The following is a 15,120-nucleotide window of genomic DNA, read 5'->3' as shown; positions in this document are numbered from 1 at the left end:
AAAACTTCAAGAGATTAGAGGAAACTTGATCCTAAAAGTTACCATATTACCTCAAACGCTACCCTAAACTGGCCAAACTCTTTTCCAAAGTTTCAATTTTGGCCTCTGCATCGGCCTGTTTCTTACGTTCAAGTGCAATGACATTTTCAGGGGCATTGTTCACAAAACGCTCGTTGGACAGTTTCTTCTGCACCGATTTTAAGAAACCCTTCGTGTACTTTAACTCTTCCTCGATCTTTTTAATTTCCGAGGCTACATCGATAGCGCCGGTAATGGGCACAAAATATTCATTGCTCTTTACCCGAAAGGATAGCGCACCATCTACCATACCGTCAACATAAGATATTTGAGAGAGATGAGTTAGTTTTTGAACCACCGGATCCCAGCTTTTTGAAAAATTGCCCTCGTTGAGCACCATGAGTTCTAAGGGTTCTTTCATTGGAATATTCTTGTCTTTTCTAATATTCCTTACTCCACTGACGACCTCGGAGGCTTTATTGAATTCTTCGATCAACTCCTCATCCATTACTTTTGTTTCCGGCCATTGTGAGACCACTAAAGCTTCTTCAGGAGTTCGCTTTTTAATATGCTGCCAGACCTCCTCGGTCAAAAAAGGCATAAATGGATGCAATAGTTTCAGGTTTTGTTCGAGAAATCCAATCACCGCTTCGTGAGTATGCCGGTCTATTGGCTGTTGATAATCAGGCTTTATAATTTCCAATAACCAAGAACTATAATCGTCCCATACCAGCTTATAAATGGCCATAAGGGCGTCTGAAATGCGATATTTACTGAAATGGTCCTCTATTTCAATCAACGTACTATTAAACTTGGTTTTGTACCATGCAATAGCGATTTTAGAGGCTTCAGGTTGTGGAATTTCCTGAATTTCCCACCCTTTTAACAATCGAAACCCGTTCCATATCTTATTGGCGAAATTCTTGCCTTGTTGACAAAGCTCTTCATCGAACATGAGGTCGTTACCTGCAGCGGAACTCAATAGCAATCCCACCCGAACTCCATCTGCCCCATAGGTTTCGATCAACTTCAATGCATCGGGTGAATTCCCCAACTGCTTTGACATCTTTCGTCGCTGCTTATCCCGCACAAGCCCGGTAAAATATACATTCTCAAAAGGGCGCTCACCACGATATTCATACCCTGAGATTATCATTCGCGCCACCCAAAAGAAAATTATATCAGGTCCCGTGACCAAATCGTTGGTAGGGTAGTAATAGTTGACCTCTTGGTTATCAGGTTCTAAAATGCCGTTGAAAACACTGATAGGCCATAGCCAAGAGGAAAACCAGGTGTCGAGCACGTCAACATCCTGCTTTAGATCTTCTATTGTAAGGTTTTCGTTCTTCGCTTTAGAACGTGCTAAAACCAATGCTTCCTCGGGAGTCTCCGCGACCACAAAATCATCTTGGCCATCTCCGAAATAGTATGCAGGTATCTGCTGCCCCCACCAAAGTTGGCGTGAAATATTCCAATCCCTAATATTTTCCATCCAATGGCGATAGGTGTTCTCAAATTTCTTTGGGAAAAATTTGATTTCATCCGTATTCAAAACAGCCCGTAAGGCTGGTTTTACAAGTTCCTCCATCCTTAAAAACCACTGATCGCTCAAGCGTGGCTCGATAACGGCCTTGGTACGTTCCGATGTTCCTACCTTATTGATATAATTTTCGGTTTTGACCAAGAATCCTTTCTCTTTTAGTTCTTCGGCAATTTGCTTTCGGACTATAAAACGATCTTTTCCTTGATAGTGCAGACCAAAAGAATTTAGCGTAGCATCGGCATTGAAAATGTCGATGGCCTCCAACTGGTGCTTCTCACCAAGGTTTTTGTCGTTCTCATCATGGGCGGGGGTGACTTTTAGGCAACCCGTTCCGAATTCTATGTCGACGTAGTCATCTTCGATAATCGGGATTATCCTATCACAGATAGGAACAATTACCCTCTTTCCTTTTAGATGAGAGTAGCGTTCGTCATTTGGATTTATGCAAATAGCAGTATCCCCCAAAATGGTCTCGGGCCTAGTAGTGGCTATGGTCACTTTTTCATCGGAACCTTCTATGGGATACGACAGGTAGTATAATAATCCTTGCCTTTCCTCATAGATCACTTCTTCATCCGACAATGTGGTCAATGCCTCTGGATCCCAATTTACCATGCGATATCCCCTGTAAATAAAGCCTTTCGCATATAAATCAACAAAAACTTTAATTACCGACCGATACATTTCATCGTCCATGGTGAATTTGGTCCGCTTCCAATCGCAAGAACAGCCTAATTTTTTCAATTGTTCCAAAATCACCCCTCCATATTCATCGGTCCAGGCCCATGCATGTTTCAAAAACGCTTCACGCCCAATCGAATTTTTTTCGATTCCCTCAGACTTTAGTTTTGCCACAACTTTTGCCTCGGTAGCAATAGAAGCATGATCCATTCCTGGAACCCAACACGCATTTTTCCCCTGTAAACGGGCTCTTCGGATCAATACATCTTGCAGTGTATTGTTCAGCATATGGCCCATATGCAGCACACCTGTAACATTTGGAGGGGGAATTACGATGGTGTAGGGCTCCCTATCGTCAGGGACGGAATTAAAATAGCCGTGTTCCATCCAGTAATCGTACCAATGGTTTTCAACTTGGTGGGAATCATATTTAGAAGGGATATTCATATTTTTTGGAACGATTTTTGACAGCTATGTTTCGGTCAAAAATAGAGACCGATAAAATAATGTTAGTTGTTAATAAACTATGGGTGATTTTGCCCACTTTTGAATACGAAACAAAAATAACTAACGTTAGAAGATAACAAAAGAATTTTGGAGGTTCATCTCAAAAGATTTATTTTTGAAATTCCCTAAATTAAATTATGATGAAAAAAATAGTACTTGTATTATTTGTTGGCCTAATGGGTTTAAGCCTTACAGCTCAAGACAAAGCGGCCAAAATCGAGTTTAAAACAGAAACCGTTGATTATGGTGAAATCACTAAAGGATCAGATGGTGTACGCGTGTTTGAATTCACCAACACCGGTACTGCACCGTTGATTATCAGCAAAGTGAGTTCTAGCTGTGGATGCACTATCCCAAAGAAGCCCGAAGCGCCTATTTTACCTGGTAAAACCGGTGAGATTCAGGTAAAATATGATACAAACCGGGTTGGGCCTATCCGAAAGGCGATTACCGTTATATCAAATGCAGATACACCTACCAAAGTACTGAAAATTAAAGGTGAAGTAAAGGCTGCCGAAGGAAAATAAGAGAATCTTTACAACATTTATTAAAAGAAAGAACCCCGGATATAATCAATCCGGGGTTCTTATTTGAGCATATTCTTTAGCACAAAAGTGAAGGTAAGGGCCGAATTATATCTTTCGATCAAAAGTCGAATGCGTTTGCCTTCTTTCTCATTGAGAATCCCAAAAATCTCTTGAAGCTTGTAGCGTTTGACGTCTTTGCCATTTACGGCGAGAATGACGTCTCCCTCCCGAAGACCCGCCCTAGCCGCAGGGCTTCCGGCCCGTATACCCGAAACAACGATTTCTGGCGCCAGGCTTAATCTTGTACGTTCATCAAAAAGCAATTGCACATTACCAAACCCGTTTTTATCGCTTAACACCACTCCCTTGGGTTCAGCAATGGTTTCTGCGATATACCGCATACCATTATGCTCCAAATCGATTCCACTTAAATTATATTGAAAAGGATCGTCATAATTTCGGTTTTTTCTAAATGATATGCTATTCTGCCCGTAATCAAAAACAATATTAAAACGTTTTAGTACCTCGCCACCAATACTACCATTACGACTACCAAAGTTTGTAATTGAGTTCATGGCCTTTATGTCCGGAAAGGCTGCCTTTGCATCTTCCAGGATAAATCTGCCAATTTTAATCCCTTCTACCTTGGTACGTTTTCCGAAAATATCGCCGTTCAGCCCTTTGCCCAAAAAATCGGTATAACTTTTTTCAGGAATACCTATGGTGTCATCTTCAAACAACCATATAGCATCGCTACTTCCAGTGTCCACCAAGAGCTTAACCGATAGATTTTCGGCATCCTTTAAAAACAGATTGCTGTCAACATAAGGTTTTTTCTTGATGACCGATAGTGGAAGCCTTTGTGATGTACTTCTTTCCCTACGCTTATAAAACTCAGGATCATAAAACTTAATCGTTCTACGGGCATAATTGATATCGACCACAAAATCACGAAAAAGCTGGTATCCGATAATTCCATGAATAGGAATTCCGAAAGTGGAGGAAAAGTTCATGCTTTTATCCAAAACGATATACAAAGATTGCGAAGAATTTTCGATTTTTTTCAGCCTAAAGGTATTACCCTTAGAACTCAAGGCTTTAAGCGGGGCGTTATGGCCCAGACCCCTAATTTCGATTTCAGTAACATCATTAATTTGAACCGAATCTTTATCAGAGAGATTGAAAAGGATCGGATTGCTGACGCCAGAGTCAAAAATAAATGAAAGCTCCGTGCCGTTAACCGTTATGGGTATAATCATAAGATTATTAATAAGCTCGAACTTTACTTTTTCATACTTCTGACCTTCTGGAAGATTAAAGGTTTGTCCAAATATTATTATTGGCAACAAAAATAATGGCAATACCGCACCCAAGCTCCGCATTACATTAAACTTTAATAAAACCCGTATCTTACCTAAATTACGATATTTTTAGTCCCCCGCCCATATAATTAACAAAAAACCAACGTGTTGTGCCCTCTTTTATTAAAACGCCAGATGTGGGACCAAGTCTTCCCTGTATGCATTGAAATTCCAAAATATTGATGGCCTCAACTATGCCTGAACTAGTTTGGCGCCAGTAGTATAGACAAAGTGAGGCAATTCTTAGACCAGTGTTAAATGGTTTGAAAATAGTAGGGGCAATTGTGGTTTTATCGCTAGGATTTCCCATTTTTGTGAAAAATTACGATATATGCCATCCATCTCCAGAAAAGGAAGTTCCATGCCCGAATCCCCGATACGAAAATTGGTTCCATTTTCAGAAGAAGCCAAAAAAAAGGGAGTTAAGGTGATACACCTCAACATAGGGCAACCCGATATCGAAACCCCAAAAGTGGCCTTGGATGCCGTAAAAAACAATACTCTCACCGTATTGGAATACAGTCGCACCGAGGGTTCGGAAACCTATCGAGATAAATTGGCACAGTACTACGCCAAACATGACATTCAGATTACGGCTAAAGACATCATCGTTACCACTGGCGGTTCCGAAGCCTTGGCTTTTGCCCTTAACAGTGTATTGGATATAGACGACGAAATTATTATTCCTGAACCGTTTTATGCAAACTACAATGGTTTTGCAACGGCCGCCGGTATTAAAGTTGTTCCCGTTGTATCAAAAATCGATTCGAATTTCTCCCTCCCCCCTATTGAGGAGTTCGAAAAACTAATTACACCAAGAACCAAAGCGATTTTAATATGCAATCCAGGCAATCCGACGGGCTATCTGTATACCCGTGAAGAAATCAAAAAATTGGCAAACATCGTCAAAGCACATGATTTGTTCTTGATTTCCGACGAGGTGTATCGCGAATTTACCTATGACGGAAAAGAACATTATTCAATTCTGCAAGAAGAAGGTATCGAGCAACATGCCATTGTGGTCGATTCAGTTTCGAAACGATATAGTATGTGCGGTGCACGAATCGGCTGTCTCGTCACCAAAAATGAGGCAGTTATTCGAACGGCACTCAAATTCGCCCAAGCACGACTATCGCCGCCCACCTATGCTCTAATAGCCAGCGAAGCCGCCCTTGAAACCCCTCAGGAGTACTTTGACAAAGTAAAGGAAGAGTACCAAGCGCGTAGAAATGTTTTGGTCGAAGAACTCGAAACAATTGAGGGCGTAAAAATTGGCAACCCAAAAGGGGCCTTCTATTGCATTGCCGAATTACCCATTGCCGATGCAGACGATTTTGCCCGATGGTTGTTAGAAGAATATCGCTTGGATGGAGAGACCGTGATGATCGCACCGGCAGCAGGCTTTTATGCCACCGAGGGACTTGGCAAAAACCAAGTACGTATTGCCTATGTACTCGATAAAGAAAGCTTAAAAAGAGCAGTCCATATACTAAAACAAGCCCTAACAAGTTATATAGGTTGATGGATGTTCAAACCGATGTCTCCCTAAAGCCCTACAACACTTTTGGAATCGATGCCAGGGCGCGATTCTTTTGTGAAATCGATTCGCTCAAAAAACTCAAGGAGGCTCTTCAACTATCGGGATACCCCGAAAAATTTATCTTAAGCGGCGGAAGTAACATACTAATTACCGGTGATTTAAATAAACTGGTCTTACATATTGGTCTAAAAGGGATTGAAATTGTCGAAGAAAGCCAAAAAGAAGTATGGATCAAGGTCATGGCCGGAGAAAACTGGCACCAAATGGTATTATGGGCCTTAGATCAGAATTATGGGGGGCTCGAGAATTTATCTCTGATCCCGGGTAACGCGGGTACCGCTCCGATTCAAAACATAGGAGCCTATGGCGTCGAATTAAAGGATATTTTAACGAGCTGTGAGGCAATGGAGGTCGAGTCGAAGAAGATCAAAATATTTACCAACGAGGATTGCCATTTTGGGTATCGTGACTCTTATTTCAAAAATGAGGGCAAAGGAAAATATGTAATTACTTCAATTACCTTAAAATTAACCAAGAATACCCATAAAATAAATACAAATTACGGAGACATTGAAGCTGAGCTCCAGGCCAAGGGTATTTCCGACCCCACCATAAAAGATATTTCGAATGTGGTAGTTTCCATACGGCAAAAAAAGTTACCCGACCCTTGTAAAATAGGCAATAGTGGCAGCTTTTTTAAGAATCCAGTACTAAGTGCATCCGAATTTCTTACATTTACCGAAAACCACCCGCACGCCCCTTTTTATAAAATTGCGGAGGACTGCTATAAGATTCCTGCAGGTTGGCTTATCGAACAGTGTGGTCTTAAGGGCAAGCGATTCGGAGATGCGGGCGTACACAAAAATCAGGCACTGGTTCTTGTCAATTACGGACATGCCACCGGAAAGGATATAATCAATATGGCAGAAAGGGTCGTTGAACAGGTACGTCAAAAATTTGGAATTACCATCTCACCAGAAGTCAATATAATATCATGATGGCGAATTGTGAAAAAGCCAATACGATTACAAAAAAATAACCCCTATTATTTGAAGTAATAGGGGCTATACCAAACCAAACTAACCAAAAACTAAATGTACAGTTACCAATTGTACATTTATTTTATAAAATTTTGAGAATACGCCAATCAAAATCAATTTTTATAAATTAGCGTTATTTCATATACGGTATAAATCGTTGGAACGGATGTCCCCACATAACTTTTTTTCACGACCTACATTACTTTATGAGCACCTTACTTGAAAAACACATTGTCGAACTGCTTCATGAGCGCGATGAAAAAGCGATTTCGTTGCTTTACGAACATTATGGTGATACACTTCTGGGTGTGGCAAACAAAGTGGTACGCGACGAAGAATTGGCCCAAGACGTTTTACAGGAAAGCTTTGTCAAGATTTGGAAAAAGTCCGACTCGTACGACGCCTCAAAAGCTAAGCTTTTTACCTGGCTTTTTCGCATAACGCGTAACACGGCCATAGATAAACTTAGAAGTGTAACTACAAAGAGTGACAAAGAAATCCAAATCGATGTTTCAGACGTATATAATGTAGGCGTCAATAGTATAAATCCTGAGTTTTTAGATCTTCGGGAAAATCTTGCAAAAATTGAGTCTAAATATCAAATTGTGTTGGACGCCTTGTTTTTTCAAGGCATGACACAACAGGAAGCAAGTGATGAACTTGACATTCCTTTAGGCACAATAAAATCAAGGTTAAAAATCGGACTAAGGGAGCTCAAAAAGATTTACGGACCTAACCTGCTGTTGATGTTGTCAATAAACCTGATACACCTAATAACATCATGAAAGAAAAAATTAAAATATTCTTGGATTCTGATATGCTGGAAAATTACCTATTAGGTACATCCAGTCATGAAGAATCCCTGAAAGTTGAAAAGTACATGGCGATGTACCCTGAAGTTCGCCAAGCGTATGACGAACTTCAGGAGAACCTTGAAACACTGGCTAAGTTGCATGCAGTCAAAGCCCCTGAAGAACTAAAGGAAAAAATACTTCGGAGAATCAAAAAGGAAAATAGGGTGCGTAAAAATTTCTATCGTTTTGCGGTGGCGGCTAGCATCGCCCTATTATTCTCGGTCGGGGCATCTTTTTTCTTCTGGGATCAAAATCAAAGCCTTAAAGAAGAAAATATCGTCGTATCCAATAAAATAGACGATTTGGAGGAAACCATGCGTGAACAATTGGAAGATGTAAGAAATCAGTTTATCGTTCTTCAAAATCCTCAGACGAAGAAATATAACGTCAATGGTAATAAAAAGGCGAAGGAACTTAAAGCGGTTGCCTATATCAACCCCGTGAAAAAATTGTCTTACATCAATGTGAGCAAACTTCCCAATTTGCCCGAGGACCAGTGTTATCAAATGTGGGCCGAAGTGAACGGTAAGATGGTTAATCTTGGTATAATCCACGAAGCCGATAGCCAAGAAAAGCTTTTGGCGCTTCCGTATGCAGACAATGCCGTAGGTTATATAACCATTGAGCCCAAAGGCGGCAACAACAGACCTACTGTTGAAAATATTGTAGCGAATATCTCGTACTGAGAACCGATACCGCACAAAAACCAAGGCCTCGAGACTTCCGTTTCGGGGCTTTATTTTGTATCTTTGTCTAAAATTGAACCATGAAACTTGTTTTATTGACCATTGGGTTGTTAGCCCTTGCTTTCGCTGGTATTGCCATTAAAATTTGGTCTAAAAAAGACGGAAAATTTGCTGGCACCTGTGCAAGTCAAAGCCCCTTTTTAAACAATAAGGGAGAAGCCTGCAGTATGTGCGGAAAACTTCCCGACGAACAAGATTGTCGACAAGATGTTGATGCGGAAATCAGTTCGCAAATCTGATTAATTTCTAAAACCTCTTCATTTGGCCAAAGGCGATGATACCCAAGCCATTATTAAAAAAGCACTTGCGGGAAACCAAATAGCGTTTAGTACCTTATTGGATACATTTTGGAATGGAGTCTATGGCTTTCAACTCAAACGAACCGAAAATGAAAACGATGCCGAAGACATCACCATTCAAACTTTTTCGAAGGCCTTCGACAAATTAGACACCTATAACGATACCTACGAATTCAAAACATGGTTGATAACCATATCCAAGAATATCCACGTAGACCTTGTTAGAAAGCGAAAAAAAAACCTAAAAACCGATGGCACCAACGAGGCGGTGAAAAAGGTACTTGATGATGCCCCCACCGCCGAAGACCGTTTAATTACGGGGGAAAATCTTAATAGTCTCCTGCAGCATATTAAAAAACTGAAGCCACATTATCAAGAAGTCATCAATTTACGATACTTCAAGGAATTAAGTTACGCTGCCATGGCAAAAGAGCTTAATGAACCTGTAAACAATGTAAAGGTGAAATTGCTACGGGCCAAAAAACTGCTTGCCGAAGTGATTAAAAACAAACCATAGAAATCCCAAGATTTACTATCGCTTCTGGACTTGTATTTATCGCATTTAAAGAAGCTTTTTTTTATAAATTCCTTTATAGGCACAAAGGCAGCAAATGAGTCGACAAACTACCGCTTTTTTTTCACAAAAGCCCTGAATTAAGTGAACTACAGGGTTAAAAGAACGAAAACAATGTCAGGTATAAGTCTTTTTTTAGTTTGTATATTTGTGAAAACTTAAAATTAAATATGAGTGTAGAAACCGCAGAGCATATAGCGCCCCCGAAAGGCAAACCAAAATGGCTACGTGTTAAGCTACCTACTGGGAAAAAATATACACAGCTAAGAGGATTGGTCGAGAAGTACGATTTGCATACCATTTGCACTTCAGGCAGTTGTCCGAACATGGGTGAATGCTGGGGCGAAGGCACTGCGACATTTATGATTTTGGGAAATATCTGCACTAGATCTTGTGGGTTTTGTGGCGTTCAAACCGGGCGTCCTACTTCGGTTGATTGGGCCGAGCCGGAAAAGGTCGCCAGATCGATAAAGATCATGGGCATAAAACACGCGGTCATCACTTCGGTCGACCGTGACGACCTAAAGGATATGGGTTCTATTATCTGGGCCGAGACGGTAAAGGCCATTCGCCGCATGAATCCGGAAACCACGCTAGAAACACTAATCCCTGATTTTCAAGGCGTAGAAAGACATCTCGATCGCATAATCGAAGTCAGTCCTGAAGTAGTCTCGCACAACATGGAAACCGTAAAAAGGCTAACCCGGGAAGTCCGTATTCAAGCAAAGTACGAGCGTAGCCTAGAAGTCTTGAACTATCTAAACCTAAAAGGTGTCAACCGTACAAAATCCGGTATTATGTTGGGCCTGGGCGAACATGAGGACGAGGTAATACAAACCATGGAAGATTTAAGGGGCGTGAACGTTGATGTTATTACCATTGGCCAATACCTGCAACCGTCTAAAAAACATCTACCCGTAAAAGAGTTCATTCTCCCTGCTCAATTCAAAAAATATGAAGAAATTGGGCTTCAAATGGGTTTTAGGCACGTAGAAAGTGGAGCATTGGTCCGATCTTCGTATAAGGCGCATAAGCATATTGATTAAAATCTGCGTTTGGTATAACGGCTGTGAGTTATGGGTTCAAACCATAACGATTTGGTTACAAACTTACCTTACTAGAAATAAAAGCATTTGGATGTTATTCCGCAAGGCCCATGAAAACAATCAATATAGGCATAAATGGATTCGGTCGTATCGGTCGCACCATTTTTAGGTTACTCAGAGACCATAAAAACCTGAAAGTTACTGCCATCAATGATTTAGCCAATGCCCATACCTTGGCTCATTTGTTAAAATACGACAGTGTTCACGGTACGCTAGGTACCGAGGTACGTAACACCGGAAATACTATCATTGTCGACGGAAAGAAGATTCCAATACTCAATCACGAAACTCCCAAAGATATACCCTGGTCTACCTATAATGTTGACCTCGTTATTGAATGCTCAGGAAAATTTAAGTCTAGTCAAATTTTATCGCATCATTTACTGAATGGCGCAAAAAAGGTAATTCTTTCGGTTCCTCCAATCGGAGAAGATATCAAAATGGTCGTTTTAGGGGTTAATGAGACCATCATTGAGAAAGACGACTCCATTATTTCGAACGCCTCTTGCACCACGAACAATGCCGCACCTATGATCAAGGTTATCGACGACCTTTGCGGTGTTGAACAGGCCTATATAACCACTATCCATTCATACACTACTGATCAGAGCTTGCACGATCAACCCCATAAAGACCTTAGGAGGGCAAGAGCCGCTTCACAGTCGATAATTCCAACTACTACAGGTGCCGCCAAAGCGCTTACTAAAATTTTTCCACACCTTTCAAACGTCATTGGAGGATGTGGTATTCGTGTACCTGTAATAAATGGCTCCTTGACCGATATCACCTTCAATGTGACAAGGGAAACCTCGATTCAAGAAATTAATGCTAATTTTAAGGCTGTGGCAGGCAAGAAGCTGAAAAACATACTTTTATATACGGAAGATCCTATAGTATCTGTCGATTTAAACAATAGTTCTTATTCTTGTACGTTTGATTCACAAATGACATCTGTAATAGGTAAAATGGTCAAAATAATAGGTTGGTACGACAACGAAAGTGGGTATTCCAGCAGAATCGTAGATTTGATACACTTACTAGTGAGAAAAAATTACATTTGATTCCTGAAAATCTACATATCAGATCAAGTTGGTGGCTGTCGATATTGACAGTACTTTTAAGCATTCAGCTTGCCTTTTCCCAAGAAGATAATACGGAAGTACAGGATACCTCGCTCATAAAAAACGTCGAGACCTATTTCAAACAAGCTAGATTGTACAGTAATCGGGCAGAAACCGATCTGGCCCTAGAAGAGCTTGAAAAAGCAGCTAAAGTAGCCGAAGACAATGAAGACATCAAAGCATTGATCGACTGCTACCATAAATTCGCCTTGGTCTATCTGAAGTTAGACAAAGAAGAGACCACATATTTTTATTGGGATAGGGCCAAAGCACTACTCAAAGATATCGAATACCCTTATGGAAATGCGATGCAAAAGTTTATAGAAGGTATTCTTTTGTATCGCGACAACAAAAATTTCCAGGCCATTTTCATGCTAAATGAAGCCAAACAGCTCAACAACGATCGTAATTTTTATAACAATATCTTATTGGTCGAAGGTAACATTTATATGAACCTTGAAAAATACGAAAGTGCCTCTAAAAACTTTAATTCCCTTATTGTAAATACGGATATCTATGAAAGTGAATATCTGGCCACGCGAGCTTACCTAGGTCTCGCAAAACTGAATTTCGAAACGAAAAATTTCGAAGAAAGTGCGATTAACGCGGAAAAAGCGCTAGCACTTGCCAGAGAAAATGATTTTTTCAAGGAAATATTAGAGGCCAACGAAAGGTTGACTTCCGTTTACGAATTGCTTGGCCAGTATTCCTTGGCATTGCAGAACAACAAAAATCTTCTTGGCATTCAAGATTCGTTGTTCAATATTGCAAAAATTAAGACGGAAACGAAAACTGCCGAAAAAATTCAGTTCGATTTCATGAGTGATGAAATTAAACGCCAAGAACAAAAAATAGAAGAACTGAACGAATCAAAAAACAGGTCGGATATTACCTTAATCCTAACTTCAGCCTTACTGATAATTATCACTCTTCTAGCAGTATCGTTATTTAGGAACAACCATATCAAGCTCAAGACCAATGATCTCTTACAAACGAAGAATACAGAATTAAAAGCTGCTCGCGATGCCGCCGTTACTGCCATGGAGGCCAAGACAAATTTTTTGTCTACCGTTAGCCATGAACTTAGGACCCCGCTATATGCCGTAACGGGTCTTACGCATCTTTTACTGGAAGAGAACCCAAACGAAAATCAAAAAGAACACCTAAAAGCACTGAAATTTTCCGGTGACTATCTTTTAAATTTCATTAACGACATATTACAAATCAATAAAATCGATGCTGATAAATTAGAGCCTTTGAATATAGAATTCAATCTTAAAAAGGTTCTTCAAGAAGTCATCGACTCTCTAAAACAAAGTGCAAATAATAATAGTACGGCCATTATATTGGATTATGATGAGAACATTCCAAACCATTTAATGAGCGACCCTCTTAAACTATCCCAGATTTTCATAAATCTCGTAGGAAATGCACTAAAATTCACGAAAAATGGGGAGGTAAGGGTTATCGCTAAGTTGATGAAAAAACTGGACGAAGACGTAACCCTTTATTTTGAGGTAAAAGATAATGGTATAGGTATTTCCGAAGACCAGCAAGAAAATATATTTGAAGGCTTCGAACAAGGTTCGATTCAAATCAATAGGGAATATGGCGGAACGGGGCTCGGCCTAACCATAGTAAAAAGTCTCTTAGGCCTTTTTGACAGTAAGATACAACTGGAAAGTGCTCCTGGTGTAGGTAGCTCTTTCTTTTTCGAACTTGAATTGAAAAGCAAAGAAAGCCTAGTCGACGACGTTTCTTTTGAAATTACTGAAGAGAATTACAATTTTAAAGGCCTACACCTTCTCATTGTGGAAGACAATAAGATAAACCAGGTGATTACCAAGAAAATGCTCACCAAGAAAGAAATGACCAGTGACATAGCCAATAATGGTACTGAAGCTATCGAATTGGCAAAAACTACTCCATATGATGCCATTTTAATGGATATTCATATGCCCGGAATCAGTGGCGAGGAAGCGACCATAGAAATTAGGAAATTTGATAAGGAGACCCCAATCATTGCACTTACGGCCATTTCACTTGACGACAGCCTAGAGAGCTTTTATGCCGCAGGCTGCAACGATGTCGTTACGAAACCATTCAAACCTGAAATATTCTACCAAAAAATAGGCGAAAATATCTTTAAAAAGAAACCGGTCAGGAATTCGGTCTCATAAAAGTTCTCAAGTGCTTTTCAATTACCTTTTCGTCCTCTTTAAAAAACCGAAATGCAATCGGCATATAGTAGATATTATTCAACTGTTGGTTAAGACGTACATAGTCTTTTTCGGTAGTAAGCACAAACTCCTTTTGCCTTAAAAGCGCTATTTCGTTTGCACTAAAAAAATGATGGTCTGCAAATCTCAAGTGTTCAAATCTTACACCTTGATCCCGAAGAAACTTTACCAAGGGTTCTGGATTTGCAATACCCGTAACCAAAGTAATTTCAACCTTTTCAAGGGCAGAGATATCAACTTTTTCTCGATTGCCGATAAGCTGCTTCCCATAATCGATAAATCCAAAAAGCACGTCCTGTCCCGGTTTAGGATTTATTTTATTGATAATACGGGCTCGTTCCCCAGCCTTTAAGGAAAGTGGACATTTAGTTACAACAATGATATCGGCCCGCTTTGCCTCTCCTTTAGCATCCCTTAAATTTCCGGTAGGTAAATACCAATCGTCGACATACAGCTTATCGTAGACCGTCAGTAAGATTGAAAAGTCACATCTGACCCTACGATGCTGAAAAGCATCGTCCAATACTATCACATCGGGCTTCAATTTCTCCTGAAGAATGGAAATGCCGTTTTGTCGATCGGCATCGACTGCGACACTGATTCCTTTAAACTTTTTTAAAATCTGATAAGGTTCGTCTCCCAATTCCTCAACCGTACTGTTTTCATCTCCCAAAATAAAACCCTTGGATTTTCTACGATACCCCCTGCTCAATACGGCCAGTGTAACTTTCTCAAAAAGCACAGAAATCAAAAATTCAACCATCGGGGTCTTTCCAGTGCCGCCCACGCTCAAGTTACCTATGCAAATTATTGGTGTTTCAAAAGTTTTGGAGCTAAAAACTCCTTTATCATAGAGGAAGTTTCTCAGATAGACCACCATGGCATACACTAAAGATATCGGAAATAGTATTTTTCTAAGCAGTTGCACGAGGGCGAAATTATAATATTTTATCTTTAGACCTT

The 15,120-nt window shown here is 40.2% G+C and carries 13 protein-coding genes; 10 read left to right on the top strand and 3 right to left on the bottom strand.

Annotated features, from left to right (window positions below):
• Positions 1-58: 58 nt before the first annotated feature.
• Complete coding sequence (locus F2B13_RS17555) at positions 59-2,689, bottom strand: valine--tRNA ligase (protein WP_149304769.1); 2,631 nt, start codon at positions 2,687-2,689, stop codon at positions 59-61.
• A 197-nt stretch (positions 2,690-2,886) separates the two neighbouring features.
• Between F2B13_RS17555 and F2B13_RS17550 the strand changes: the two genes are divergently transcribed.
• Entirely contained in the window at positions 2,887-3,276 is a 390-nt protein-coding gene (locus tag F2B13_RS17550; protein WP_149277416.1) for a DUF1573 domain-containing protein, read from the top strand.
• Positions 3,277-3,335: 59 nt separating this feature from the next.
• Here the strand turns inward: F2B13_RS17550 and F2B13_RS17545 are convergent, their stop codons facing one another.
• Positions 3,336-4,535 carry a PDZ domain-containing protein gene (locus tag F2B13_RS17545; RefSeq protein WP_232625263.1) on the bottom strand — a complete coding sequence of 400 codons (1,200 nt, stop codon included), beginning with the start codon at positions 4,533-4,535 and terminating at the stop codon, positions 3,336-3,338.
• A gap of 433 nt (positions 4,536-4,968) precedes the next feature.
• Here F2B13_RS17545 and F2B13_RS17540 point away from each other — a divergent pair, with 433 nt between their 5' ends.
• The 9 genes from F2B13_RS17540 to F2B13_RS17500 all read left to right on the top strand — a co-directional run bounded on the left by F2B13_RS17540 (position 4,969) and on the right by F2B13_RS17500 (position 14,097).
• Complete coding sequence (locus F2B13_RS17540) at positions 4,969-6,159, top strand: pyridoxal phosphate-dependent aminotransferase (protein WP_149304767.1); 1,191 nt, start codon at positions 4,969-4,971, stop codon at positions 6,157-6,159.
• Complete coding sequence (gene murB, locus F2B13_RS17535; RefSeq protein WP_149304766.1) at positions 6,159-7,175, top strand: UDP-N-acetylmuramate dehydrogenase; 1,017 nt, start codon at positions 6,159-6,161, stop codon at positions 7,173-7,175. The genes F2B13_RS17540 and murB overlap by 1 nt, the downstream gene beginning before the upstream one ends.
• Before the next feature lie 248 nt (positions 7,176-7,423).
• The gene (locus F2B13_RS17530) at positions 7,424-8,002 is read left to right on the top strand and encodes an RNA polymerase sigma factor (protein WP_149277412.1); all 579 of its coding nucleotides are present in this window, start codon (positions 7,424-7,426) and stop codon (positions 8,000-8,002) included.
• On the top strand, positions 7,999-8,757 hold the full coding sequence (locus F2B13_RS17525) for an anti-sigma factor (protein WP_149277411.1): 759 nt from the start codon (positions 7,999-8,001) through the stop codon (positions 8,755-8,757). The genes F2B13_RS17530 and F2B13_RS17525 overlap by 4 nt, the downstream gene beginning before the upstream one ends.
• Before the next feature lie 80 nt (positions 8,758-8,837).
• A complete protein-coding gene (locus tag F2B13_RS17520) occupies positions 8,838-9,056 on the top strand; it encodes a membrane or secreted protein (protein ID WP_149277410.1) in 219 nt (72 codons plus the stop codon).
• Positions 9,057-9,078: 22 nt separating this feature from the next.
• Positions 9,079-9,633, top strand: coding sequence for an RNA polymerase sigma factor (locus tag F2B13_RS17515; RefSeq protein WP_149277409.1), 555 nt, complete (start codon positions 9,079-9,081; stop codon positions 9,631-9,633).
• A gap of 227 nt (positions 9,634-9,860) precedes the next feature.
• Positions 9,861-10,736, top strand: a complete 876-nt coding sequence (gene lipA / locus F2B13_RS17510; protein ID WP_149277408.1) for a lipoyl synthase — start codon at positions 9,861-9,863, stop codon at positions 10,734-10,736.
• Between the two features lie 110 nt (positions 10,737-10,846).
• Positions 10,847-11,857, top strand: a complete 1,011-nt coding sequence (gene gap, locus F2B13_RS17505; RefSeq protein WP_149304765.1) for a type I glyceraldehyde-3-phosphate dehydrogenase — start codon at positions 10,847-10,849, stop codon at positions 11,855-11,857.
• Positions 11,854-14,097, top strand: a complete 2,244-nt coding sequence (locus F2B13_RS17500) for a tetratricopeptide repeat-containing hybrid sensor histidine kinase/response regulator (protein ID WP_232623075.1) — start codon at positions 11,854-11,856, stop codon at positions 14,095-14,097. The genes gap and F2B13_RS17500 overlap by 4 nt, the downstream gene beginning before the upstream one ends.
• Here F2B13_RS17500 and lpxK read toward each other — a convergent pair.
• Positions 14,078-15,085 (bottom strand): tetraacyldisaccharide 4'-kinase, encoded by a 1,008-nt coding sequence (gene lpxK / locus F2B13_RS17495; protein ID WP_232625262.1) that lies wholly within the window; start codon positions 15,083-15,085, stop codon positions 14,078-14,080. The two genes, F2B13_RS17500 and lpxK, sit on opposite strands and share 20 nt — an antisense overlap.
• Positions 15,086-15,120 lie beyond the last annotated feature (35 nt).

Source organism: Pareuzebyella sediminis (assembly GCF_008367235.1).
GTDB lineage: Bacteria > Bacteroidota > Bacteroidia > Flavobacteriales > Flavobacteriaceae > Pareuzebyella > Pareuzebyella sediminis.
The sequence above is the reverse complement of the archived record's forward strand: the minus strand, read 5'-3'. Positions and strand labels throughout refer to the sequence as shown.